The sequence below is a fragment of the Cryobacterium luteum genome (genome assembly GCF_900110125.1).
GTDB lineage: Bacteria > Actinomycetota > Actinomycetes > Actinomycetales > Microbacteriaceae > Cryobacterium > Cryobacterium luteum.
Window position 1 is genome coordinate 1 of the sequence record NZ_FOCN01000005.1, and the last position, 23825, is coordinate 23825.

General features: G+C 61.8%; 23 protein-coding genes and 1 pseudogene. 12 read left to right on the plus strand and 12 right to left on the minus strand.

The genetic code is table 11. The annotated features are described in order from the left end of the window. Positions 1-420: 420 nt before the first annotated feature. A complete protein-coding gene (locus BMW72_RS06950; protein WP_166787792.1) occupies positions 421-759 on the plus strand; it encodes an ArsR/SmtB family transcription factor in 339 nt (112 codons plus the stop codon). Then, the gene (locus BMW72_RS06955) at positions 756-1922 is read left to right on the plus strand and encodes an MFS transporter (RefSeq protein WP_092108683.1); all 1167 of its coding nucleotides are present in this window, start codon (positions 756-758) and stop codon (positions 1920-1922) included. The genes BMW72_RS06950 and BMW72_RS06955 overlap by 4 nt, the downstream gene beginning before the upstream one ends. Before the next feature lie 376 nt (positions 1923-2298). Here the strand turns inward: BMW72_RS06955 and BMW72_RS06960 are convergent, their stop codons facing one another. Both BMW72_RS06960 and BMW72_RS06965 read right to left on the minus strand, forming a co-directional pair. Then, positions 2299-2616 carry a transcriptional regulator gene (locus BMW72_RS06960; protein WP_092108685.1) on the minus strand — a complete coding sequence of 106 codons (318 nt, stop codon included), beginning with the start codon at positions 2614-2616 and terminating at the stop codon, positions 2299-2301. Further along, positions 2606-3076, minus strand: a complete 471-nt coding sequence (locus BMW72_RS06965) for a hypothetical protein (protein WP_092108687.1) — start codon at positions 3074-3076, stop codon at positions 2606-2608. Before BMW72_RS06965 ends, BMW72_RS06960 begins: the two co-directional genes overlap by 11 nt. A gap of 515 nt (positions 3077-3591) precedes the next feature. On the opposite strand from BMW72_RS06965, the gene katG reads away from it, so the two are divergent. The 3 genes from katG to istB all read left to right on the plus strand — a co-directional run bounded on the left by katG (position 3592) and on the right by istB (position 8364). Further along, complete coding sequence (gene katG / locus BMW72_RS06970) at positions 3592-5865, plus strand: catalase/peroxidase HPI (RefSeq protein ID WP_208598214.1); 2274 nt, start codon at positions 3592-3594, stop codon at positions 5863-5865. Between the two features lie 472 nt (positions 5866-6337). Further along, positions 6338-7582: an IS21 family transposase gene (gene istA, locus BMW72_RS06975; RefSeq protein ID WP_092108691.1), complete on the plus strand. Its 1245-nt coding sequence runs from the start codon at positions 6338-6340 to the stop codon at positions 7580-7582. Further along, positions 7582-8364, plus strand: coding sequence for an IS21-like element helper ATPase IstB (istB, locus tag BMW72_RS06980; protein ID WP_092108693.1), 783 nt, complete (start codon positions 7582-7584; stop codon positions 8362-8364). Before istA ends, istB begins: the two co-directional genes overlap by 1 nt. A 954-nt stretch (positions 8365-9318) precedes the next feature. Here the strand turns inward: istB and BMW72_RS18965 are convergent. Further along, entirely contained in the window at positions 9319-9573 is a 255-nt protein-coding gene (locus BMW72_RS18965; protein ID WP_092108695.1) for a VOC family protein, read from the minus strand. Between the two features lie 147 nt (positions 9574-9720). Between BMW72_RS18965 and BMW72_RS06990 the strand changes: the two genes are divergently transcribed. The 4 genes and pseudogenes from BMW72_RS06990 to BMW72_RS07020 all read left to right on the plus strand — a co-directional run. Beyond that, positions 9721-10200 carry a hypothetical protein gene (locus BMW72_RS06990; protein ID WP_134360379.1) on the plus strand — a complete coding sequence of 160 codons (480 nt, stop codon included), beginning with the start codon at positions 9721-9723 and terminating at the stop codon, positions 10198-10200. A gap of 123 nt (positions 10201-10323) precedes the next feature. Next, positions 10324-11199 carry an alpha/beta hydrolase gene (locus tag BMW72_RS06995; protein ID WP_198416358.1) on the plus strand — a complete coding sequence of 292 codons (876 nt, stop codon included), beginning with the start codon at positions 10324-10326 and terminating at the stop codon, positions 11197-11199. Positions 11200-11523: 324 nt separating this feature from the next. Continuing rightward, positions 11524-12951: a hypothetical protein gene (locus BMW72_RS19680; protein WP_422386319.1), complete on the plus strand. Its 1428-nt coding sequence runs from the start codon at positions 11524-11526 to the stop codon at positions 12949-12951. Beyond that, positions 12948-13487: pseudogene (locus BMW72_RS07020) on the plus strand (IS30 family transposase); the annotation flags it as partial. The gene BMW72_RS19680 and the pseudogene BMW72_RS07020, both read left to right, overlap by 4 nt. Before the next feature lie 26 nt (positions 13488-13513). Here BMW72_RS07020 and BMW72_RS07025 read toward each other — a convergent pair. The 3 genes from BMW72_RS07025 to BMW72_RS07035 form a co-directional block, all read right to left on the minus strand. Continuing rightward, positions 13514-14065 carry a DUF6578 domain-containing protein gene (locus tag BMW72_RS07025; RefSeq protein WP_092108709.1) on the minus strand — a complete coding sequence of 184 codons (552 nt, stop codon included), beginning with the start codon at positions 14063-14065 and terminating at the stop codon, positions 13514-13516. 287 nt (positions 14066-14352) lie between these two features. After that, positions 14353-14688: a transcriptional regulator gene (locus tag BMW72_RS07030; protein WP_092108711.1), complete on the minus strand. Its 336-nt coding sequence runs from the start codon at positions 14686-14688 to the stop codon at positions 14353-14355. Between the two features lie 2 nt (positions 14689-14690). After that, a complete protein-coding gene (locus BMW72_RS07035; RefSeq protein ID WP_092108714.1) occupies positions 14691-15143 on the minus strand; it encodes a hypothetical protein in 453 nt (150 codons plus the stop codon). Positions 15144-15495: 352 nt separating this feature from the next. On the opposite strand from BMW72_RS07035, the gene BMW72_RS07040 reads away from it, so the two are divergent. Both BMW72_RS07040 and BMW72_RS07045 read left to right on the plus strand, forming a co-directional pair. Further along, a complete protein-coding gene (locus BMW72_RS07040; protein WP_092108717.1) occupies positions 15496-15870 on the plus strand; it encodes a PadR family transcriptional regulator in 375 nt (124 codons plus the stop codon). After that, positions 15867-16643: a hypothetical protein gene (locus tag BMW72_RS07045; RefSeq protein WP_092108720.1), complete on the plus strand. Its 777-nt coding sequence runs from the start codon at positions 15867-15869 to the stop codon at positions 16641-16643. The genes BMW72_RS07040 and BMW72_RS07045 overlap by 4 nt, the downstream gene beginning before the upstream one ends. A gap of 567 nt (positions 16644-17210) precedes the next feature. Here BMW72_RS07045 and BMW72_RS07050 read toward each other — a convergent pair. The 5 genes from BMW72_RS07050 to BMW72_RS07070 all read right to left on the minus strand — a co-directional run bounded on the left by BMW72_RS07050 (position 17211) and on the right by BMW72_RS07070 (position 20129). Continuing rightward, positions 17211-18440 (minus strand): hypothetical protein, encoded by a 1230-nt coding sequence (locus BMW72_RS07050; RefSeq protein WP_092108722.1) that lies wholly within the window; start codon positions 18438-18440, stop codon positions 17211-17213. An 8-nt stretch (positions 18441-18448) separates the two neighbouring features. After that, complete coding sequence (locus BMW72_RS07055; protein ID WP_092108724.1) at positions 18449-18715, minus strand: hypothetical protein; 267 nt, start codon at positions 18713-18715, stop codon at positions 18449-18451. A gap of 76 nt (positions 18716-18791) precedes the next feature. Beyond that, positions 18792-19178, minus strand: a complete 387-nt coding sequence (locus BMW72_RS07060) for a sulfate permease (RefSeq protein WP_174721696.1) — start codon at positions 19176-19178, stop codon at positions 18792-18794. Between the two features lie 218 nt (positions 19179-19396). Further along, positions 19397-19825, minus strand: a complete 429-nt coding sequence (arr, locus tag BMW72_RS07065; protein WP_092108726.1) for an NAD(+)--rifampin ADP-ribosyltransferase — start codon at positions 19823-19825, stop codon at positions 19397-19399. Between the two features lie 160 nt (positions 19826-19985). Then, entirely contained in the window at positions 19986-20129 is a 144-nt protein-coding gene (locus BMW72_RS07070; protein ID WP_166787795.1) for a VOC family protein, read from the minus strand. A 589-nt stretch (positions 20130-20718) separates the two neighbouring features. On the opposite strand from BMW72_RS07070, the gene BMW72_RS07075 reads away from it, so the two are divergent. Then, positions 20719-23508 (plus strand): hypothetical protein, encoded by a 2790-nt coding sequence (locus BMW72_RS07075; protein WP_134360383.1) that lies wholly within the window; start codon positions 20719-20721, stop codon positions 23506-23508. Between the two features lie 103 nt (positions 23509-23611). Here the strand turns inward: BMW72_RS07075 and BMW72_RS18680 are convergent, their stop codons facing one another. Further along, positions 23612-23776 (minus strand): hypothetical protein, encoded by a 165-nt coding sequence (locus BMW72_RS18680; RefSeq protein WP_166787791.1) that lies wholly within the window; start codon positions 23774-23776, stop codon positions 23612-23614. Between the last annotated feature and the right edge of the window lie 49 nt (positions 23777-23825).

The window sequence follows — 23825 nt, forward strand, 5'->3', positions numbered from 1 at the left end:
ACGACCACTGACCTCGGCGACCTCCTTGGCCGAAGCCCGAGCGACCCCGAACTTACCGTCATACGCAGGATGGAACAGCCCGCTACTGTCTGACGCTACTGCGTCCCGCAGGGGGTTCCCCAAACGGAACGGATGAAAGTCGCCGATCGACCGTTTGAGTGTCCCCCTCGGCGTCCGGCTTGCGGGGCGGCTTGGAGATGGCGAAATGAAGCACCACAGTTTGGCCAGTGCAACTGTTCTGGAGGGTAGCGCTCTTTCTAGTTTCCGTCACAGATGCTGGGTGACATTTGTCGCCGTGATCACGCAGCCATCAAGCCATTGATACACGCTGGCCCGTTTTGCGGCGACCCACGATTTATCGTTCGACTATTCTCGCACTATGCTTGTGCGAGAATAGTCGAACGATATGAGGTGGGCCAGATGGCAGCAGCACGCGTGTACAAGCATCCAGAGACTGGGGACATCGCGATCCCGAGAGTGATGTTCGCGTTGAGTGAGCCCCTGCGTTTGTCGATGGTGCAGCTGCTCTCGGAGCGGGGTGAAGTTGACAGTGTCGAGCTTGGGCCGGACCTTCCGAGGTCAACGCTGACACACCATACAAGCCTGCTGCGCGAATCCGGTGTCGTGTTCGTCCGCGCAGAGGGTCGTCAATGCATGATCCAGCTGCGTCGCGACGACCTCGAAACTCGCTTCCCAGGACTTCTCGACACCGTGCTTCACGGTTACCAGGAATCAAATCCAGGGATGGCCGAGGCATGATTCGCAAGGTATGGCCATTGGTGGCCGCCGCCATTGCTCTGGGGATTGATGCCTATGTGCTTGCCGGGGTGCTGCCTTCGATCGCGGACTCGCTGACCACGACGGTGGCCGCTGTCGGGCTCGGGGTGACCGCATTCACCGGCGCATATGCGCTGGCTGGCCCCATGATGTCGGGGAGACTCAGCCGCGGACACACCGCACGTGCACTGCTCATTGCGCTGGGCGTTTTCAACCTCGGTAACCTCATCACTGTGGTCGCGCCTGGAATCGAGGTCTTCCTCGCTTCCAGGCTGATTGCGGGTGCCGGCGCGGGCGTACTCACTGCGGTGGCGATGGTAACCGCGGCCGCGATGGTCACCAAGCCCGAGCGGGGCCGGGCCACGGCGATGGTGACGTTCGGTCTGTCTGCCGGGACTGTTATCGGCGTGCCGGTCGGGATGCTCATCGGCGATCTTTTGAATTGGCGATGGACGATGGGGCTGGTCGTCGTCGTTGGTGTGCTCGGTATGCTCGCACTCGCTGCCCGCGCTCGAACGTTGCCCTCGTTGCCGAAATCGATAGGCCCGGCAATTGGAGTGTTCCGGTCCGCGAGAACTTGCGTTGGGGTGTTGATCGCATTCCTACTCGGCGTTGCCAGCCTGGGCTTGTACACGTATGTGCTGCCGATGGCAGAAACCCAGGGCCTCGAAGGGTGGGGCTTCGCACTCGTGTGGGCCTGGGGCATTGGAGGCGTCACTGGCTCTGCACTGATTGGCAGACCACTGGACACTTATGGGCCACGAGTCCTGTTGATCGTGCTGCCGGGAGTCCTCCTGACCAGTTTCGTTGCGATGTGGGTGTCCGATTCCCCCGCAGTCTGGCTAATCGCAGCAGCATTGTGGGGCGCGGCAGGCTGGGCAAGCGTGCCTACCGTGCAGCAAGCCCTCGTCGGGGATCGACCCGAGCAGGCGATGCCAATCATCGCGTTCCAGATGGCGGCAATGTATCTCGGTTCCGCCGTCGGCGCTGCTGCTGGAAGTAGCCTGTTACTCACAGGGACCAGAGCCACCGAACTCATTGTTTGGGCCTTGATCCCTGCAGGACTGGCGGTCGTCCTCGCAGCCTGGTTCAGTATCAGCGCGCTCCGCCGGCAACCTGAACCTCGTGCCACCGTGGCGGCGTGACACGCCAACCAATCCGTTGCCAACCTCGGCGGTAAAACGTCCTCCGCTAGCATCCATCCTGCCGCCAGGAGTGAAGCTGGGCAAGCGCCCGCCGTTCCTGGATCCCACGGTCTCGAGCTGATAAAAATGTGTCCCGGCAAGGTTCCCAAGTGACACAGCATCGGCACGCGTGGTCGCCCGGTGAATCGGCCCCGATTCTGTCCTGGCCGTCCCACTTGCGGGCAGCGATGCCACCATTCTGCGGCGAAAGTACACCTCCACTCTCCAGCCACATCTATAGGGGTGGCTTTTGGTGCCGTTTTGGGAGGCGTTCTGTGTTCGCTAAATGGCGCATCAGTGGGACGCGACCTTGGTCAGCACGATCCGAGCGGCCCTGTTAGGCGGAGGCGTCGGCGCCAGCCGCAATCTTCCTCAGCGCCCGGATGTGGTCGTCGAAGACACCCCTGCCAACGTCCGTGAGTCGAAGCCATGTCAGTCGTCGCGCGTCGGCCCGTGCCTCCGAGGCGATCTTTTTCGAAGTCACGAAACCCGCCGTCGCAAGTACCTTGAGGTGCTTCGACAGAGCGGCATCGCTGATGCCAAGGGTGTCTCTGAGTACGGCGAAGTCGAGTTCATCGACGGCGCGCAGCAGACCGCAGATGCGCAGTCGTATCGGTTCATGAACGAGTTCGTTGAAAGAGCCTTCAGGCGACATCGCGTACACGCTCCCGCATAGCCGAGGCACCGAGTAAGGCTAGACCTGTCGCGGCCAGGAACCCGGCGATCGCGGAGGCGACGATCCACAAGGGGAGCCCGCTGGCGGCAAGTCCGAGCGAGACGCTGAAAAAGAACAGTGTGGTCAATATGGCGATTCCGAATAGCACACCTTCGAGTACCCGGAAGCGGAGGAGCTTGATGCCTGTCACCCACTGGTAGCCGAGAACCAGCAGGACGCCAGTCATAACGATAGATGTAAGTACAAACCCACGGTTGAACGTCTCTGGCAGCACCGGTGTCGAGATGAAGACCGCTGCTAACGCGCCGAATGCAGGGGCGAACCACTTCGGCTCCTTGAGGCGCTCGATAAGGCCCGCGCGGTCAGACTCAAGGTCACCCAAGAGAACCGCGGCGTCACTTTGCTGATTAGATCGGCCGGATGACAAGTTGTTTTCCATGGGGGCAAGTCTATTGGTTGCTTTCTTCACGAGCAAGTCAAATGTTCCCGCTCAGGGTTCCCCACTAGGAGCCTCTGGCGGGGGTGCTCCCAGGTCACCGCGAGCGGAACACGATTCGCGGAAATCAAGCTCTCGACAGCCCCCGTCCTCCGGCGTCGGTTTCACCGGGCTTCGCACCGCCCGCACCGCAGCAATCGGCGCAGGGCTTTATTTGGTTTGGCCGTCGTGCGCTCGGCCACCGCACCACCGCCGTCTAGAAGTCAGTCACTTTCTTGGCAGGCCACGCGCACCTTGCGGGAATACGATCTCTCTATCGGGCTTCCCGTCACGTCGGCAGCCCGCGACGCACCGCCTCACAGCAGCGTCGAAGCATCGCTGCACCACAGATTGACACCGCTGCGATGCGGCGGCTAATCGTTAAATTGTGACCCCGACGACACCGTTTCTCATCCAGCTAAAGCACACAGGGAGCATCAATGGGCACTGACGACCAGACCAACACATGCAGTTTCCACATGAGCGGTGCGCTGCCAGCAGGTGGCGACCACCTCGGTGGCACCTTCGGTCAGTCGCCGACCCTGGACAGTTGGTACCCGCAGCGTCTCCGGGTTGAGCTTCTCCACCGGAACGGCGTAGACGCCGACCCGCTCGGCGCGGACTTCGACTACGCGGCGGCTTTCGCCACGATCGACCTCATGACGCTCAAGTCGGACATCAAGCGACTGCTCACCACATCGGTCGACTGGTGGCCGGCGGATTACGGCAACTACGGTCCACAGATGATCCGAATGGCGTGGCATGCCGCCGGCACGTACCGAATTGCCGACGGCCGTGGCGGAGCGGGCACCGCGATGCAGCGGTTCGCACCAATCGGAAGCTGGTGGGACAACGGCAACACCGACAAATCACGACGACTCCTACAACCGATCAAGCACCAGTACGGCAACGCTCTGTCGTGGGCCGACCTGATGGTCTTGACCGGCAACTGCTCCCTCGAGTTGATGGGCCTTCCGACGTACGGCTTCGGTGGTGGACGACTCGATGCGTGGGAACCGGACGACGGCACCTGGTGGGGCCCGGAGGTCTGGAACCCGCACGCGGTCGCGAGCCCTGACGAGATGGTGAGCCGCGACGAACGCTGGCATGGTCAGAACGGCGACGCCGGCTACGACTTGCAGAGCCCCCTGGCCGCGTCGCACCAGGCGCTCATCTACGTCAACCCTGAGGGGCCCTATTCGAACGGCGACCCGCTGGGCTCAGCACGCGACATTCGCATCACGTTCACGCGGATGGCGATGAACGACGAGGAAACGGTGGCATTGATCGCCGGTGGCCACGCGTTCGGTAAGAGCCACGGCCAGGTACCCGCATCCGACATCGGACCATCACCCGAGAAAGCCCCGATCGAGTCGATGGGGCTCGGTTGGCACAACCCGGTGGGTACCGGCAGTGCTGAGCACACTTCGACCAACGGCATCGAGGGCAGCTGGACTCCGAACCCGACACAGTGGGACAACACCTACCTCGAGAACCTGTTCGCGTACGACTACGAGCAGACGAAAAGCCCGGCCGGTGCGCTGCAGTGGACACCGACTGACTCGGAGGCGCCGAAGACTCCGGACGCCCACGTACCCGGTCAGATGAACCCGCTCATGATGATGACCTCGGACATCGCACTCAAGGTCGACCCGGAGTATCGGGCCATATGCGAGCGTTTCTTGGCCGACTTTGATCTGTTCACCCTCGCGTTCTCGAAGGCCTGGTACAAGCTCACGCACCGCGACATGGGGCCGAAGCACCGGTACCTCGGCCCGGAGGTCACCATCGCCGACGACCTGCTCTGGCAGGACCCGCTCCCGGACGCAGCAGGATACTCACTCGACGAGGCCGACGTGGCAGCGCTCAAGGAAGCCGTCCTCGCGACCGGGCTGTCCGTGTCCGACCTCGTTTACACGGCGTTCTCCGCCGCCTCGACCTACCGCGACAGCGACAAGCGCGGAGGGGCGAACGGTGCCCGCCTGGCCTTGTCGCCGCAGAAAGACTGGGCGGTCAACCGGCGCACCGTCCCAGTCATCGACGCGCTGCGGAACGTGCAGGCGGCTTTCACGGCGACGTCGGGCGGACGGGAGGTGTCTCTCGCCGACCTCATCGTCCTCGCCGGCAGCGCTGCCGTGGAGCAGGCGGCACGGGCGGCAGGATCTGACGCCAGCGTGCCGTTTACGCCAGGCCGTGTCGACACGACGCAGGAGTTGACCGACATCGAGATGTTCGAGTGGCTGCGACCCATTGCGGACGGGTTCCGCAACTTCGTGTCCGAGCGCTTCGAAGAGTTTGCTCCGGGCGTCGCGCCCGAGGCGGCATTCCTCGACAAGGCGAACCTGTTCACTCTCACCGCACCGGAGTGGACCGTCCTGCACGCCGGGCTCCGCGTGCTCGGCAGCAACTGGGACGGGTCCGACGTGGGTGTGCTCACGGATCACGTCGGAGCCCTGACGACCGACTTCCTCGTGAATCTGACCGACACCGACCTCATCTGGACGAAGGACGACGAGACCGCGATGACCTTCACTGGTCGGGTTCCGGCGACCGGCGAGGCTCGCTGGAGGGCCTCCCGGAATGACCTGGTATTCGGCTCGAACGCGCAGCTGCGGTCGATCGCCGATGCCTACGCGGGCAGCGACGGGCAAGAGCGGTTCGTCCGCGCATTCATCCGCGTCTGGTCGAAGGTCATGATGCTCGATCGCTACGACGTCAATGGCCACAAGCGTTACGGGGCGATGGCCGCCTGACCCCGGAGGGCGCGTCCGGGCGAGCTGACGGCGTGGAGGCACGGCGCGGTCACGCGCTGAGCCTCCAAGCCGTCGGGGCCTTGACCGAACGACGCTGGAGGCCGCGAGCCGAACGTTGCACGGATTGATCAGGCTGGGGACGGCCAAGGAACATCCTCGGGCAGCACGTGGTCGACCACACTCGCACCTCGACGGCCTGCGAGGGTGGACGGGCCGCTATGCCCTGGAAGCCGTTGCCCCCACTCGTAGAGACGCCGGCCGGATTTGCTTTGGCCTCGGGTCGCGAGAGGGTGCCGCTGATGTTCTCTGTGGCGGCTCGTAAGGCCTGAGCCTTCCGGGGTCATGTCCCGCTGAGGAATGCGCGTGACCGGTAGAGGTCCGATTTGCGGGACTGCGTGGACGTGTCAGCGACGGTTGAAATCTAGTCCAGAATCGACGGTTTAAAACTGGGCCACCCAAGCACGATAGATGGGTGATCACAGTGGAAGATTGGGCTTTGGTTCGTCGCCTTCACTTGAGCGAGGGCGTATCGCAACGTGAGATAGCGCGGCAGCTCGGCATCGCGCGCGACACGGTCGCCCGAGCGATCGCGTCAGATAGACCTCCGAAATACGAGCGGCCCGGCCGGCCGTCGGGGATGCGAGATCTGGAGCCGCGATTGCGGCAACTGCTCGCCGAGTATCCCAAGATGCCCGCGACAGTGGTAGCCGAACGGGTGAAATGGACGGGGTCTATTACCTGGCTGCGCGAGACGGTTGCCCGACTGCGGCCAGAGTATGCGCCCGCCGATCCCGCCGACCGGCTGCACTACCGCGCCGGGGACCAAACGCAATGTGATCTGTGGTTCCCGCCGGTGAAGATTCCCCTCGGTGCTGACCAGGTCGGTTCCCCGCCGGTGCTGGTGATGGTGGCCGGGTTCTCCCGCACCATCTGTGCCGTGATGTTGCCGTCTCGGACAACACCAGATCTGTTAGCGGGAATGTGGCATCTGCTTCGCACCCAACTCCTCGCGGTCCCGCGACGGCTGATTTGGGACAACGAAGCGGGCATCGGCCGCGGTAACCATTTCGTTGCTGGAGTCAGCGCCTTCGTGGGAATGCTGGCCACCAAGATCGTGCAGCTGAAACCCTTCGATCCCGAATCGAAAGGCATCGTGGAACGAGCCAATCAGTATCTGGAAACATCCTTCCTGCCCGGACGCACCTTTTCCTCCCCGGAGGACTTCAACGGGCAACTGGCTCACTGGTTGTCGTCGAAGGCCAACCACCGGACCGTTCGCAGCCTCGGGTGCAAACCCGTGGATCTGATCGACCAGGATCGCGCCGCGATGCTCCCGCTTCCGCCGGTGGCTCCGGTGGTGGGATTCTCCTCGAGGGTGCGGCTGCCGCGAGATTATTACGTCCGCGTCGCCGGCAACGACTACTCCGTCGATCCGACCGGCATCGGCCGGATGGTCGACGTGTCCGCCGACCTCGCCCAGGTCATCGTGAAGCTCGACGACAAGATCGTGGCCTGTCACCAGCGGGTTTGGTCCACCGCGCAAACCATCACCGACCCCACTCACGTCACCCAAGCAGCACGCCTGCGGCACGCATTCCAACACCCCGCAGCTGCCACCACGACCGAGTCGGACCTTCACCGGGATTTAGCGGACTACGACACCGCGTTCGGTGTCGACTTCGACACCACGAACGTTAGCGACGAGGAGGTCGCGTGATGGGGAACCAGACCGGCAGTGAGATCGAATACTTGGCCCGCGCGTTGAAAGCACCGCGCATTCGCGACTCGGCGACCCGGTTGGCCGATCAAGCCAGAGAAGCGTCGTGGTCCCATGAAGAATATCTCGCCGCGGTTCTCTCCCGGGAGGTCTCAGCGCGGGAAGCGTCGGGGGCAGAGATCCGCATCCGCGCAGCCGGGTTCCCGGCCCGCAAGTCGATCGAAGATTTCAGCTTCGATCACCAACCGTCACTGCGCCGTGACACGATTGCGCACCTGGCCACCGGAGCGTTTTTAGCCGAAGCTAAGAACGTGGTGTTGCTCGGGCCGCCCGGCACAGGGAAAACGCATCTCGCGATCGGATTAGGCATCAAGGCCGCCCACGCCGGCCACCGGGTGCTATTCGCGACTGCCGTCGATTGGGTGGCTCGGCTGCAAACAGCTCACCAGCAGGGCCGGCTCGCCCTAGAACTCGTCAAGCTCCGCCGTTACGGGCTCATCGTCGTCGACGAGGTCGGCTACATTCCTTTCGAACAAGACGCCGCGAACTTGTTCTTCCAACTCGTCTCCAGTCGCTACGAACACGCATCACTGATCCTGACCAGCAATCTCGCGTTCGCTCGCTGGGGCGACGTCTTCGGAGACCAAATCGTGGCCGCAGCCATGATCGACCGAATCGTCCACCACGCCGACGTCCTCACCCTGAAAGGCGCCAGCTATCGACTCCAGTACACCGGAATCGAATCCCTACCTTCAGTCCGAGCCCAGAACGCGGCACAATAAACAAGACAACAGTGGCAGGGTTTTCCACCGTCGTATTTGGCCTACTCCTTCACCGTCGCTGACAGGACGTTCTTGGCACCGCAGTGCAACGGCAGTCGGCTGATGGGCGGCAGCGGCCCGGTCGGTGACCCGATACCTTCGGAATATGTATTCATACAATTTTTATGGTGTCGCAGTCATGGGTGGGACGATTGTGGCATTGATCCTGGGTCTGGTGCTCCTGGTTTTGCTCTGCCGACTAATCCTCGTTGCAACACAAGCGCTCCGGACGTACAAGCGCACACAAGAGCTTCACCTCGACCTGCTTCTAGCCGACCGCGACGACGAATCCAAAGAGGAGTAGCCGAGCATCGCGGCGGTCAACTGCTCGGGCTTCTCTCGACGAGGCCTGACCCGGAACGTGCCCGATGAGCGTTCGGCTTGCGGGCACACGTAAGGGGCGACGACGCTAGCGCTTGCCGTCCCGACCTGCGGTTCTGCACAAGTTCGCGGCATCGTCTCATCGAAGTGGTCGTGACTCGTGGTGAGCTCTTATGGACTCGATAGGCTAATCCGTAAGGGGCCTCAAAATGGGAACAGAAACTGTCGGCGATCGTCGCCTCGCAAGTCGGCCCGGCGGCAAGCGACGCCTTCTCGTTGCTCAGCCATGCGGCCGCTCCGCTCGTCGACACCGAATGCTTCACGACTGGGACCCGATCGGTGTGTACGGGGGCGACGATCCGAACCCTTCACCCGACGAGTACGACGATTTGGTGTCGCCAATCTTGACCGCCCTTCGTGCTAATCCCGATCCGACATCGCTTGCAAGGCAACTGCGCGAGGTTCTTTCATCTGATCGGCGCCGACTGATGGGCCTGCGCCTCCTCTGGACAAGTCACTCCGACTGCAGCCCGGATTATTACTTGGAACCACGACGTCGCCTTTGAAGGCTCCATTCCGCGCGACGGGCTGGCCTCAGCCGATCTGTTCGGCCAGCGCGACAATGATGCCCGCGGGGCCACGGAGGTAAAAGACCCGGAAGCTGGTCTCGTACTGCGCCACTTCGCTCGGAGCACCACCCGGGAACGAACGAGCCATACTCGAGGCCGCTATGCGTTGAGCCTCCTCGTGCGATCCACCCTGGGTAACCAAACCGGCGTATTCGATGCAGCTGCGGTCCAACCACGACGGAAACTCGCTAGTGAGGATTCGCCGAAGGGTGACAGTCATCTCTCAATTCTTCCAAACAAGAATCGGCATCAGCGCCAGCCGAAGATTGCCCGAATAGCGTTCCCCCCTACAAGCGCCCCGCGCCACGGCGGCCGAAGGGAGAGAGGTGCCCGATAGCGTGGTGCGGCCTCGCGCTAAAGTGCAGGAATGGGGAATCGTATTTCAATGTGGGTGGGGCCGGTCATCGTGGGTGTGTATGCGTCGGTGATGGTATTGACGATTGCCGTGTGGGATCCAGAAGCCGCTGTCCCGGGGCTCCGGTATCAGCAGATCGTTGCGGGACTTGGTGACGCGGGAGTGGACGTCGTTGGTTCCGTGATTGGCTTGATTGTGTGGGGTTCCGTTGGCCTCGTGCTGGCCCTGGTCCTGAGCATCCTCGGACTTACTGGGCGCGTCGGACGCGTTCCCGTAATTCTGGGGCATCTTTTGCTGATTGCCGGCGGGGCCCCGGCCTACTTCTTGGGCTCGTTTTCGCTTGGTATAGACGTCGCGGACACGTTCGCCGTGTCGGGTGGCGTCCATGTACCCACAGGCGCCACCCTTTACACCGTGAGCGGGGTCGCTTTACTCATCCTCGCCGTTGTCGGTATCCGCAGGGCAGCGAATCGCCAGCCGGCGCTGGTGTGAGTCGGGTCTGCACGGAGCTGGCAGCATCCCGAAGCTGCACTAGTGTTCTGCCGTCTCGTCCGCACTGGCAGAAGGGCAACGGAACACGTTCTCCGCAAATGTCGGGCTCGACGCGGTGAGAACGTGAAGCCCCGCGACCAGAGGATGAAGCCTGTCAACTCGATCGACAGCGTGATCCAAGGGCCTTACGGCCCCATACCCGTTCGGCGCTATTCGCCGCCTCTTGGCATGAGTCCACTCGGATCCGCGCCAATCGTGTGGATTCATGGAGGTGGATTCTTCAAGGGCAACCTCGACCAGCCCGAGTCTCATGACGTCGCTCGATCGCTGGCCGCGGCGGGATTCCAGGTCGTTACCGTTGACTACCGGCTCGCGACTCTCGCAAGGCTTCGACGGTCTTCGAGTGGTTTTGGCAGGAGCCCGGCGGTCCACTATCCGGTCCCGGTCGACGATGTCGTTGCAGTGGTGCGGGCGGTTCAGCGCGAGGCTCCCAACGGGGTGATTCTGGGCGGTGCAAGCGCCGGAGCGTGTCTATCGGCCGGCGCAGTGCTTCGCATGGCGGACGACGGGGCGGCACCTCTCGCAGGCGTCTTCTTCGCCTACGGACTGTTCCACGCCGCCCTCCCGAAACGGGCGCGCACTCTGCGCCGTCGCCTTCGTGGCAAACGACGTTTTGTCCACACGCCGACCCTTCTCAACCTGACGAATCTCCACTACGCGGGCACACGGAGCGCAATGTTGGAAGCGCACGCATTTCCCGGGGGCCACCCCCTGCACGACTACCCTCCGACGCTCATGATCGACGCGGACCGCGACTCGATGCGCGCATCGGGCGGTCAGTTCGCCCGAGAGCTTTCAGCTGCCGGGATCGCATCGAGCTACCACGTACTTCCCGAGACCTTCCACGCTTTCCTCAACCGTCCGAACGAGCCCGTCTTCGCGGACGGGTTACAACTCATAATCGACTGGGCCCACGACATTCAGTCGAAACAGACGTGAGGCGCAGCAACCGGATTCAAGCGGCCCTCGTCCCGTAGGGGGTTCCCCTTACGAAACGGAGCAACTGTCGGGGATCGACTGTTGGCCTTTTTGGGTGTCCCGGTCGGCGTCCGGCTTACGGGACGCCGACGGCGTATCGCGCGACAAGACAGGGCTAGGACACAACCAGGTTCGACGGTGCGATTATTTCTTGCGCGTGCGACAGTCTGAGGCAGACGACTCCTTCGTTACGACCCGTGGGGCATATCGGATGCTGAGGGCTTTGGGTGTGCGTTTGCTCATAGCCATGATCTTGGGCGTCAAGTCGGCAGCCCTGATCCATCTATGGTGGAGAAGCATCAGGAGATCATTTCTCGCGAGCTCGGAGCAACTAACCCCTCGCCGTGCAACTGCGCGATCATCGTTGGCGGGGCGGCTGTAGGCAACGTTGATCTTGAACGCATCAAATATGGGCATGAGACCTTGGATAGTGTCTCGATTTCCTACGCATCGTTCGCGCTGAAAAGGACCCTTTTGACTGAAGACCGTGTGGTCTCCTTGCTGGCTACCGCTCGAGCGCACTTCGCGGTGCCCGAAGCAACGACAGTCGCGCAAGTGGCTGGAGTGCTTCAGGGCTTCGGTGCGACAGGGCTGTCCGTGGCGCGTTTCATCGACGATGTTGCGGATGAATTCGTCGACCGCTCCTTGGTCGTAGCGGTGTTCACGCTGGCAGATGCGTCGCTGCTGCTATCGAGGGCCACCAGCGAAGAGCTCGAGATATTCGTCGACGATCCAGAAGAGACGTTCGACCCGTTCGAGTACGGCAGCGACCAGGTGGAGTGGACCACCTTCTCCCACGAGATGAGCACGCTTCGACGGGCTATCATCCTGCTGGAGTGTATGCGCGAGGACCCGGACCGAGTCGGCAACTTCCGCGTTTACGGCGGCGCGCAGTGGCTTCGTGAAAGCCTCTGGGCTGCCACGGGTATTGTGCCGCGCGATCCTGGATCTCCCGACGCGCAGTGCACTCTCTTCGGCGAAGCATTCATTCTCAATCCGCCGTTCCTGTTGCGGGATCACTTATCGGGATTCGTATATCTCGCGTCGATGTCCAAGGCGGAGGACGAGCACGATCAACAGGTCATCGTGAATCTCGTAAATGATGCGGTAGTCCCCCGTTCGCACCCGCCATTCGCCAGAGCCTCCGACGAGTTGGATCGCCTTGGGAGGCCGCGGATCGTCTGCCAAGAGGTCGATCGCTGCTTGAACTCTCCGTCGAACCTGCGGATCGAACTTTCGCAGTTGCCGTTCAGCGGCCGGTGCGATCTTCACCGAGTAAGTCATGCGAGGCCGAGGTCCGCTTTCACCTGTTCCCAAGGAGTCGGTTCGTTTTTCGTGCGACGCATCTCTTCACGGGATTCCTCAGCGGCACGAATATCGGCCATGTCATCGGCCAATTCAATGAGACGCTCCAAATCGTCGACGTCGATAACAGCCGCAACTCGCCGCCCGCGGCGAGACAAGAAGACCGGCTCGTGCTCGGTGCGAGCCCGGTCGATGATCGATGCGAGCTGGTCGCGTGCATCAGAGACGCTGACGGGGACCGTGGTTGACATGTTTCAAGCGTACATTCCACTCACCAGATGTACAAGGGATCCTCAAATGTACAAATGGTCGCTCGCGCAGGGTTCCCGTTGCCGGACCAGCCAGTCCGTAACGAGACAACGGTTGAGGGCCCTGCTGCGAAGAACTCGGGCAAGATCCCGGGCATGACCATGATCAACGAGAGACCGGCGAAGGTTGAGAGCAGCGCCGTCCCGGGGCATTGCGAAGGGGATCTGATCTTGGGGTCACACTGCCGGTCGGCGATCGCTACGTTGGTGGAGCGTCAGACCCGGTTCACAATGCTGGTCCACCTCCCCGGTGACCACGGCGCAATCACGGTTCGCGATGGACTGTTGGCCGCCATCAAGACTCTCCCCGAGCACTTGATTAAGACTCTGACGTGGGATCAGGGAACCGAGCTGGCCCAGCACCGGCAGATCACGCTGGCCACAAAGATGGCTATCTACTTCTGTGATCCGCATTCGCCGTGGCAGCGGGGCACCAACGAGAACGCCAACGGGCTGCTGCGCCAATATTTCCCCAAAAGCACCGACTTATCCGTACGTTCGCCTGAGCAGCTGCTCGAAGTCGCTACCGAACTCAACAATCGACCCCGCAAAACACTCGGCGGGATCACACCCGCTCAAGCCATGCAACGACTACTGTCAGAGCCAGAAAAGCCCCTCGTTGCGACGACCAGTTGAATCCGCCGTTCCGCTCGCGGACGCTTTTATGCGTGCTCCTGGACGTCAACGAGCCAGCCCTCCAGTGAGCGTCGGCGCTGCTCGGGCGGTGGAACAGCGAACTCTCCGACGGTAGGGAGCGGTTCGGCGTCTTCATCGATGCGCAGCCGAACTCCCTGAGCCGCGGCCAACCTCGCTGTATCCGCAACTGGCTCGATCGCGATCATGTATCGAGAGGGCGAAGTTCCGAGGAACGCACCATTGGCGAAATTACGGTCGGCCATCGGCCACTTGTCGCCGTCCGCCGTCATGATCGATTCGGAGGGCGCGCCATGGCCGGGCCGACGTAGCGACCGACGCTCGATGACGTCCTGCGTGACCGCGTGTACCGCGATGACCCTGCCGCACACACGATCGGTGAACTCCTCCTCATGGTGCGACTCCATCGCGGCCACCGTCGCGATAAGTTCCGGTCCGAGCATGTCAGCGAGAGCCGCATTCGGTGTTCGCGTCTCGATACCGAAGTCGACCTCATCGCCGATGGCAAAAGCATCGCCGCAGCAGGCCCATTCCCATTTCGTCAGCCACACGCGCGTCATAATGCCCACGCTACCAACTCACACGCTGCCTCTCAGCCGCAGCCTTAGGTATCCGCTACCGGAACGCTGTAGCCCGCTCAAGGATCCCCATACGGGCAATTTGCTCAGCGAATCGATTTGAGGAATCCCGCTTCAACGCGCCCGGTGGACGTCCCTCTTATGGAACGTGGGATGGATCTCTTGAGACGGATCGCGGGAGCCACGTTGAACTTTTCACAATTGGCTTGGGTCGCATCCTGCCCTGTGGCTCACCACGCCCGGGGTGATTTAGTTCTCGGGACGCTGGATCACGGTCTCGGATGTCCTGAGACCTGTAAACTACTCGTGTCCTCATCACCCATACTGGCGGTGATTTCTCGCAAGGCTTCTATGTGCGCCCGGTAGGCCTCCCGACCTTTCGTGGTGAGGGCGAGAGATGTCCGCATGTGGGAATCGATAACGGTCTTTGTGATGTTGACATAGCCCGCTTCACCCAGCGGCTTCACGTGTTTGCTGAGTACGGAATCGCTGACACCGAGCAAATCACGGATGATGGAAAAGTCCGCGCTCTCGACGGCCGACAGCGCGGCCGTTATGCGCAGCCTGTTGGGTGCATGGATCACGTCATCGAATACCGCGCGCATCGTTAGGTTCCTACTGCTGTGCGATGAATATCTCGCTCCCACCACCAGGGAACCGCAATCATCACCAGTGGCACTGCGATCGCCAACCCCACGACGGCCCAGAAGAAGTCTGTGTACGTTCCGATAAGGATTCCTGCGATCGGGACCAGCACCATCACGCCGACAAGGATCAGTCGCCCGGCAAGATGCTGACCTGGCTGGGCAAGAAGGCGGCGAACCCCAGCACGCTCGAAGAGCCAGGCCGAAACGACTATGGCAGTGAACGCGACGACTGCAACGACGAACGCCATCTCTTGGGGCAGCAAAACGGCGGCAGTAACCGCGCCACTGGTCAGTCCGACGATCGCGATGGATGGCCTGACCGAGCGGGCGCGCCGCCGCATGGCATCTTCTGCTGCTTGAGCGGAGACCAATGCATCGCCTGCGGAGATGGGGACTTGTTCTTGGTTTTGCATCGTGACTCCACTTTCCACTTCGGACTTTCCTTTATGGAATTCTTATCACGTTCCGCAAAGGAAAGCGCATTACGGGAGCAGATTCTCGATAGTCTCACGTACCTTGCAGCCGGCCTCGGTGAGCCGCTTCAGGGCGCCCGAACATGGATTATCAAACGGACGTGCACGCATCGCTCCGCACTGCAACCGAGACTAGACCCCAGCGCTCTGACCCTGACCCCGTTAGCGGGGGCCACGACGACCCGACCGCGCGGCGCAGCGGGGCAGGCCCTAATTCGCGGGTGACGGGTAGACAGTCTGACTAACTAGTGACACTATATAGTCATGCGTGCAGCGTTTGGAGGAAAAAGTCATGGGCGCGAAACAGTGGTCAAGTGATTGGATGCGGGCGGCCCTCGGCTTGTGCGTGCTGCGCACGCTCGCCGCCGGCCCGACCTACGGGTACGCCATCGCGGCGGAGTTGGAGGAGAGGGGATTCGGCACGATCAAGGGCGGCACGCTCTATCCGTTGCTGACCCGCTACGACGCGGCCGGCTGGATCTCTGTCGAGTGGCGGGTCGGCGCCGGCGGTCCCGAGCGCAAATACCTGTCGCTGACAAATACCGGACTCGACGAGTTGGCAACCCAGACCGCCAACTGGCGCGATTTTACGGACACGGTCCTGGCTCACCTCGACAGCACTCTCACAAGCGGCACCGCACTAACCATGGGGACGGACAAATCATGACGGCCAGCAACATTCGCGACGCACACGACCGCGACACCGAGAACGAGAAGTGGTTGGAAGGCCTGACCATCGAGCTGCGCCTGCTCGACGTCAACGGCACGCGGATCGGCGACGCCGTAGCGACCGCACGCGAGTTCCTGGCCGACTCCGGGTCCCTGGCCGAAGAATCTTTCGGCAGCGCCCATTACTACGCCGCGGAGCTGAGCCTTCCGGCAACCGCAGATGCCGCAAAAGAGGTGCGGGGTGCCACCCTGCGCAGCGGTCTCGGCCTGCTCGGGCTCATGGCTCTCATAGAGACGGTCGTTCCGCTCAGGCATCAGACAGACGTGACATTCGGGCTCGGGGTGGTTCTGATTACGATCGCAGTGCTCACGATTATTGCGTTTTTGCCACGACTCCTTCCCACCATCATCGTGCGGATAGTTTCGCACGGGAAGGTCAGAGCGTTCATCGATGGGGCGGCAGTTGGGCTTGTCACTACGCTGGTTTTTGTGCTGATATCCCTGTGGTCAGCGGACCGGATCGTGCTCAGCGTTCCCGCGCTACCGGTCTTCATTGCGGCGGTCGTTCTACTCATCGCCCCGCCTCTGTGGGCCCAGTTCCACCACTCCTATCAGGATGACCCCATCGTGGCACCCGGCTCCGCGGCGGCCGACACGCCACGGATATCTATCGGCATCCGGCTATTTCTGGTCGCCACCAACTGGCTGCTCGTCATCGTGAGTGTCATCCTCTGCGCCCTGGAGCTGTTCATGGATACCCTATCTCGCTGAAACCGGGCGTGGGTGTCCCTGAAAAACACAGAATCGTGTAATCACAACTCGTTACCGCCTGACGCAAGTGGGCAGCTCCAGAGTCCAAGGCCGTGTCAAATCAGAACATTGAGTGAATCAAGTCCTGCCCCTTCGGTGAGGACAAGAAACCCTGGACAGACGACTTTTTTGGTGCCCCCGGTAGGAATCGAACCTACGACAATCGGATTGCGGCGGACCCATTTTGGCCGAGCGAATCTTATTGCGAAATCTAGACTAATCTCGTCCGATATCGATCTGATCAGGAGTTTCCTGTGATATCTGCCGCAATTCTATCGCATTACCTCGGCCCATCTCGGCTGGTCTCGACGCAATAAACGTTGAATAAACGTGCGCGCATCAAGTCCCGATGTTTGGCCCCTGTTAAACATACGCCTGAGTCTCGGGCTGCACACCTGGTGTGCTGACCGGCTGTGACTATCCCTGCGCTTCCGCACAACGGTCGCGACCGCGCTTGACCGATCTGGGCAGGCGACTAGGGAGATGGCGAAATTTGCCCATATCCAGGTGTGGCAAGCCAACAGCCAGTTACCCGGCGGACGGTCGGTGAATCCGTTCGTCTACCGCGTCCGCAGGAGCTTGGAAAGACATCGCAACGTGCTGCTTGGCGACGCGGGCAACGCTCCGAGCATCATCGATTGTCAGCCTGTTCGTGGGCACGCGCCCAAAGACCTCCTGCATCGCAAGCTGCACGACCAGCGACTCGACGGGCACACGAGGCTTTACCCGATGAGTCCTAGCCTGGTTATCCATCTCCGCGTCGACGCGAAACCGTGCACTGTTGCGGTGCGCATGAGTCACGACTGTTCTTATGAGTCGCTCGAACTGCTGCTGCCGCTCTTCGCGCCGAATCATGGCCGTCGTGGCGCGAACGGCCGCCGCGACGTCGCGGCCGGTCAGCAGGTCGACCCGGCGCATCCTCTCTGCAACGATCTCGACGGCCCGGGCGTACACGACGTCATCCACCGACACCGGCGGTAAACCAATGCGCGCCCGGGACGATACATAGGCATCGGCGAACTCGCGCATGCGTGCGTCATTCTTCAGCATGTGCTCGGTCAGCGACTCGGCGAACACGGTGAACTGCCGCAAGTGCTCGGGCCGCGATGGGTCATTGAAATACGCATCGGCTTCACGCTCATCGGCCCGGCGCTCAGCCGCGGTCGCAACGTGAATACGCTTCGGGGGGAGGCCGGCCCGACTCAGGATGCGCTTCAGCCGTCTCGCCGCCGCGTTGACCTCCAGCTCGGACTGGTAAACCTCCGGGTCGCTGCGCCGGGTGCGCTGCAACTCGGCACGGCGCTCCTTGTTGCGCTCGGCCCACTGCCGGGTGATCTGCTTCGTGCGCTCAGGGTCCGCATCCCGCCTGGCCGCAGCCCGGGCGTTCACCTCGTCGCGGTGGGACTCGTAATAGCGGCTGTAGTACTCGCGCACCTTCTCGCGATTCTTCGTCACCCACCGCTGCTGATACTCACGCTTGCGATCGAGGTGCTCCTCTCGCCAGCGTTTCGCCCACTCCCTCCCCCGCGCCCGCACCTCCGCTTCGCGATGCCGGCGAGCCGCAGCCCGACGCATCGAGTCACGATTGAGCTCCCGGGCCCGGTCGAGATGCTCCGACCGCCAGCGACGATTCATCTCGCGGATCCGGTCACGGTTCGCCGCCACATACTGCCGCCGCTTCTCGGCCTCTTCATCAAGAGACGGATGCTCCGCCAGCCCTTTATGCAGCACGGCGCCTTCCTCAGATGGGTCGTTCATGATCGCGGCTACTCGGCAGGCTGCGGGGCCAGCTCGATGACCAGCGCGAGAAGCTCAGAGCGATGCACCGTCGGATTCGTGATCACACGCCCGACCACGACGCGGAGCCGCTCGGCATCCTCGTCTCCGATCCCGGCGACGGGCTCCACGCAGTACGCGATGTCATTCTGCAGGTTGTGGCCGTCATCGTCGACAGCGACCTCCGGATAGTAGAACAGTGCAGCCAGGGCGGTGCGGCTGAGCAGGTCGTCGAACTGATCCTGCGGGATCGTCATAGTGAAGCCTCCTGTGCGCGGACGTGTGTGAGCCAATCATGCCGCTACCAGGAGGTACGCCGGCCCAGACGTGGCGTCAGCCGAGTCTCGAGACGAGCACTGGCTCGTCGAAGTGCTCAACGCCGTCAGTGAGCAGCGTCCGCGTCATGCGACGGCGCGCCACGTCTTCACGAACGCGTACTGCGATCAGCTTCAGCAGGCTGATGGGCCCGATCAAAACAAACTTGAGTGTGTTCCACAGAAACAGCAACACGAGCAGGTTCAGCCAGCCCGCACCACCGGCTTCAATCGGGGCTCGGCAATAGACAGCAGCGATCGCATACGGAACGGCGAGCAGCATCGGTGGCACCCCCCACTTCAGCCCACGCCGCGTACTGATGGCGTCGATCACGATGGCGGTCGGCATGAACCGGCGCAAGAAGAAGTAGCTGCGGGCCGTGGCGGCCAGAATGAACTCGAACATGGTGCGGCCTTTCAGATGTTCGGCAACAAGAACCTGAAAGGACTGAAAGTCACGCCATCGCAACGGGTCACGCCGCGTAATAGAGGTTGCCTAACAACACTGTAGAACCTGATATCTAAAGCTGAAAGTACCGTGCGGGGCAATTACAAGCGGATGCTACCCGCGCACTTCCCCGCACCGGCGCCCACCTATCCGCACCAAATTCATTCTCGACGGTCTTAGTCGTCGATGACGGCGCGGCCTTCCTTTGTCAGGGCGGCGAGTCCATCCCGCATCGACTTCACCTGAACCGGCGAGTGCCCAATCCAATCCACGAGTTCACCGACCACCTCAACCGGGTCAGGGGTGCGGTAGGAGTGAGTCGGATTGCCGCGGAACTTCTTATCCGTCACATTGGGGTCATCCTCGAGGGCACCTCTCGGTTCGACGATGTAAATGTGTCCCCGACCGTCGCCGACTGCCAATTCGGCACCCCAGGTTGCAGCGTCCAGGGTTGCCGTCATATAGACATAGTTCATTCGCCTGCCGGCTTCGAAATTCGAGTCGCGACCGGGAACTAACAGGTCGCCCACCGCCAAGTCGGCTTTCGTCCCATGCAACAGGACCCCGGGTTCGTAGACATCGAACGGCTTCGGCTCACGGGTCATGAGTGCCTCCACAACGGTTGGTAGGGAATCCTAACTCGGGCCGCGCTCGCACCAGAATGTGAGTAGCACGGCCCTGCCAGAGGGCTGAGCCAGACCAGAACCCGGAGGCCTGAGCACGCCTCTCCATCGTTGCCCCGCACCGAGCTACAGATCGCCCTGCTCAGGTGGCCGTGTCCACGACGCAAAACTGGTTCCCCTCCGGATCTGCCAGGATCACGTAGTGAGCATCTGCTGGTCGTTTGTCCCAGTCGATCTCCGTAGTTTCCAGCGCCAGCAATCGCGCTATCCCTGCCGCATGCTCCAGGACCTTGCGTCACCATCTTTGGTTGTGTCGGATGATGACGATGTTCGTGACCCTAGCACCACCGGCTCAATTTTGGAACTCGTGCTTCTCCTGCTTGTCGGAGTCGCACGAGAGATCAGCTCGGCGACGATCCGCGGCGCACGACGAGTGCGACCGGCTCCGGATGCCCACGACACGACCGCTGCCAGTCTGATTGCGCGCCCGGTGCGAGGCTCGTCGCTGGTCCGCCCATCGGGGTACGGTTGGCGTGCGGTCCGATTCGTGATGAGGACTTCGTGTAGTTCATCGTCGACGAAGTCGCGCGTCGCCGCGATGCCCAGGCATCGCTATACCTTCACGGTTAATCTCGTTGATATCGCCAAGCTTTGGCTCTTGCGAAGGGCGCAAATGCCCTGCTCCCCTGTCGCAGTTGACGTACCTGAGCGCGACTGGTCTAAGGGCGCTGCGAGCGCGGTTGGCGTAGAGCACGAGGATGCCCAAGCAACGTGGCTACTCTCATTGGCGGCCGCGCCTGCACCCCCGAAAGTAGTTAGCCGCGCAACCGATAGAATGCGTCGCAGATATACGGCGGACTCAGAGAGGGCAGATCATGGCACGCAGATCCAGTTCTAACCGTTGGTCGCGCCCCGCAACGGGCAAGCAGATCGCTGCGCTGAAGTCAGGCGGCAGCTATGACGGCAAGTACTACTCAATGGGCAGGGCGAGCCAATCAATCGGGGGTTCGGCATTCAACTCGTCGGCCGGTCCGCCTCGGTCGAGCGGTAACGCGTCGAGCGGCTCGGCGTACTCTCCCCTAGCGGTCTCGGGCTTTGGGCCATCCGGACTTCTGTCGCGACTGATTATCGGGAACGTCGAACTCGGCTCATTGCTGCAACCCGCCCTTGGCGCCAGCCCGCAAAGCCGGCTTGCATCATCCGAAGCCGGGCCGATGAGGATCCTGTCGGAATTGCTCGGCGTGCCCGATGACCTCGATTCATTGGTGCAGGTCGCACTCGGCGGGGACGATTCAGACGGGTCAAGCGTGCCTGCTGAAGATGGCCCTGTCGAGGCTGTTTCGTTTACAGTTTTTTCCGACGATTCCAATCCCGCCGAGCCGCGCATCGTCGTGGAAGCTAACGTGGTTCGAAACTTGGCCTTTAATGGAAAGCCATCCCTCGAGGTTCGGTTCATGGGCGCAGGTGGACCGAGCGAGAACCAAGCTTTGGACCGTGCTCTCCAGCCTAGAGTGCGACCAGTTCTGGGGTATCGGCCGACCTGGACGTCAGTGCTCGTCCGAACGCCGGCCGAACTGGCCGAGCAGATGCGAGCCCATTGGGGTGCCGCTACTAAGGAACTCGAAGAAGGTGTCGACCCTCGACTCGCGACGTTTCTTGCACGGTCCGGCGGGATGGAGACCGCGTTGGAGGTGCTCAACTCGGGTCAGTCAACTGCCTCCATGTACGTGCACCTTCAAGGCATCCTGGACCCGGACGGCCCGATTCAGTTTCACGGCCTTGGCCTCGATGCCGCCACCTTCGCCGAACAGATTCGCATGGCGCACGAGGGGGACGAACAGGCGCTCACTTGGCTTGAAGTGATCCAGAGATTGCAGGTCTTGACTTCGCTGGCGGAGGTCACCGGAATCAGTCTTGCGGCGGAGGCTGACTTCCGGTTGGCGTGTTGGCACAAGCAAGGTACCGACCTCATCGGCGCCGTAACGATGGATGCCGACGATTCCGGGTTTGACTTCACTTCGATCAGAGCGCTCTTGACGATGAGGGCAGAAAACGAAGCAAAATATGCGGAGCTGCGCGCGTCTCTCGCAGAGGGAATTGAGTCGAACCCGGAGACTTCGGCCGACGATCAGACTCAACTTGACCGGTTGGACGCCCTTTTCCCTCCAGCGTCTTCCTCGGAGTACGGGCTACTCGAAGACTGGTTCTTCGAAGAGACGCGAATCTACCTCCAAGCCAGACTGCGTCAATCTCTGCCTGGACAGTTCGCCGTAGCCCTCATGCCCTCTTCGTCGGACAGATCAAGCTACGACTCAGCCGCAGACGAAGTACGCAGATTGGTCACCACCTCCTCAACCGACCTGAATGACTACTCGCCAGTACCGGCTTCGAGTGCGGACTCCTCGTTTGGATCGTTCCACAGACCGTCGCGGTTGTCTCAAAGCCAGCGGATGGTCAACCCTCCGGAGCGGATAGTCCAGGCAGTTCGCCGCGCGGTCGCTGAATCGGAGGCGGCTGGCGACGAAGACCTAGGGACGCTCATCATCTCCCAAGAGTTGCTCGGATACGCGCAGTGGAAGCGCGATGAACTACGCGGCAGCAAACAAATGGAGGAGCTGAAAGAGCGGTATAGTGCTGCTACTCAGCGCTCCAAGGCTGTGCGGCAGCGCGCTCAGGCAGCGAAAGAGTGCGGCGAGGAGGTGCGTAGACACGCCGGATTGATGCCCAACGTCGAGCGGGTCGTCCAGAATTACACCGATGCTTTGGCGCGTACGGCGAACTCAATATCCATCGACGAGCCACTGTGGAACTCCGCACAGGAGGCAGCGAGCGCCCGAATAGAGGAAGCGAAGGCGCGGGAATTCGCCGCTGGTGAATGGCTGGCTGCGGCCGAAGAGCGCGAAAAGCGGGTGGAGTCAGAAATGGCGGTGGTCGCAACGATAGGTGTCATTGAGAAACTGCGTGCAGAGCATGGCGCGGCGGTCACAGAGCAGGCGGACGCCAGGGCAGAACGCCAGGGTGCTCAGCGGGATCAGCAGGACGGGCAGGACCATCGTGCACGGATTTCCGCAGCGCGAGCGAATTTTGATGATCAGATTCGGCCGGTCCGCGAAGAGAACCTGAAGCGTCTCCGGGCGGAGGCTGAGCGTCGTCAAGAGGCGATGGCCAGGCAGCAGGAGGAGCGACGGCAGAAGCAGGCCGTCGAGCAAGAACGTAGAGAAGCCGCAAATAAACTCCAGGAGCAAACCAACCAGCGGCAACAAGAGCGAGCTCGCAATGCCAAGAACGCGCTTGCTCCTGAACTTGAGCGCTTCCTTGCGCTACCGGTCGCTACGTCATTCTGGCGACGTAAGACTCTCAAAGTGACCCGAGAATCGCTAGAGCAAGCCATCCTGAAGTCTCAGACCGAGATCGTAGCTCCTCTGTCTCCGCCGGGCACCATCTCAAAAACGTGGCCGAGCATGCTTTCTCGCACTGAGCGCTACTTGGGGACAGTGGAAAAGCTTGCCGACTACGGTGTCTTCGTTTCGCTCCCCGCTGGGGCAGATGGCCTGCTGCGCGGATCCGAAGTGGGAAACTCCTTATCGCTGGGGCAACTTGTGGTCGTCGAGATCGTCGACATGCCCTACGGAAAGCCCATTGCACTGAAACGCATCTCTCGGTAGGCAGGGTCGAACGAGGCGACCGTTCGGTCCGATGCTCCGGACGTCAACAAGTGCTGCATTACCAGGCCCGCACCGGACCATCGACTCGATCAGAGGCCTCAAGCTAAAACCCCCGACTCTTTCGCAGTCGGATGGCGTTGGTGACGTTAGTGGCGTTCGAGACTCCGTGCTCATGGCCGAGGCGCTCGGTCATTGCCTCGTTCAGCGCGGTCTCGGGGAAGCATTTAGTGAACTGGCCCAGCAGCCCATTCTGGCCGTCCAGGGTCATCCCCTGCTCAATGCTACGAGCACCCATTCCATCGCCGCCGCGTCACGGG